Source organism: Methylophaga pinxianii (genome assembly GCF_020447225.1).
In the GTDB taxonomy this organism is placed as follows: domain Bacteria; phylum Pseudomonadota; class Gammaproteobacteria; order Nitrosococcales; family Methylophagaceae; genus Methylophaga; species Methylophaga pinxianii.
Map to the genome: position 1 here is coordinate 1 of NZ_JAJAEO010000077.1, position 1,183 is coordinate 1,183.

The following is a 1,183-nucleotide window of genomic DNA, read 5'->3' on the forward strand; positions in this document are numbered from 1 at the left end:
GAACGATTCCATAATCCTCGCATGAGAAGACGAGTCGCAAGAAGCGATATGACGTTTTCAACCGTTTTTAAACCGTCCGTAGAAACGGGGTAGAACCCCTATTTCTAACAGGGAGATAATGGTTGATGGTGTTCTTATTGGCAATCTGATCAGCTGACTTTGCCAATGAGCGATTAATGGGTAGGTGAATTACTGTGCTTTCCATGTTTCATTTAATCCCACTAATTTCATAGTATTCGTCACCTTCATTGACTAACTTAATTCGTCTGTCTGCATGAAAGATCCATATGGTATTATTTTGATTAGCAATACTTAGAATTTTCTCTAATAATTCCTCAAGAAGAATTACTGCACCCTTGTCATGTTTATTAGGCCTATATCCGTCTTTTATGCTTAATAATAACTCCATAAAATTCATAGTAATTTCAATAGGATCCAAGCTTATATCATTTACTTTTAGATATGCATAAAAGTGTCCTTGCTTTTTAGAGGCTGAGCTTTTGATTCTTTCAAAATCAGGCTTAATCTCGACGGGCGTTGCAACACAATGTTCATGATAATCAGCTAAGTGAAAGTGATCTTTTTCAAGGTTTGGTGCATTTCTATTGCAATATTTATGAACAGCAGAAATAAGACTTTCCCTATAAAACTTGTTCAATAATTGCTTTTGTTGTACTGAGCCTTCAAAACTACTATGTAATCTCCAAATTTTTGCATAGTAATCTAGGGTGTTATCTTTAAACTTAAAGTTAAGTAGCTCTTTGAAAGGGTTTGAAATTTCCGCTTCCCCCAACAAGTGTAAAAGACGAATGTATGATTCAGCCTCTTTGATTGAAAAAACACCTAATTTTTTGATCTGTTCTTTAAAGCTTTCAAATTCAGGATTATTAATACCTAAAGCAAATTGAAGTATGAATTGGTCTATCTCTTTGGTTCGAATTTTTGCAGGGTCAAAATCAATTATTTTTTCTAATATTTCATTGTCTCCACCTTTGAATAAATTATCAAAAAGATATGATTCCGATGCGAGTATCTGGTAGGTGAAGTCAAGAAGAGACCTAGCGGTAATGAACTGATCTTTGATCATGTAATAGCCCCATTTTAAAACGGACACTCAATTATTAAGCGATAGGCTTAGACCTATCTTTAAGGAGTGTCTATGGAACGTATTGAAATTTTTACT

1 protein-coding gene is annotated in these 1,183 nt (G+C 34.2%); it reads right to left on the reverse strand.

Translation table 11 applies throughout. From position 1 onward, the window contains the following. Positions 1 to 208 precede the first annotated feature (208 nt). Complete coding sequence (gene dptF / locus LGT40_RS00375; RefSeq protein ID WP_226069667.1) at positions 209 to 1,087, reverse strand: DNA phosphorothioation-dependent restriction protein DptF; 879 nt, start codon at positions 1,085 to 1,087, stop codon at positions 209 to 211. Positions 1,088 to 1,183: the final 96 nt, after the last annotated feature.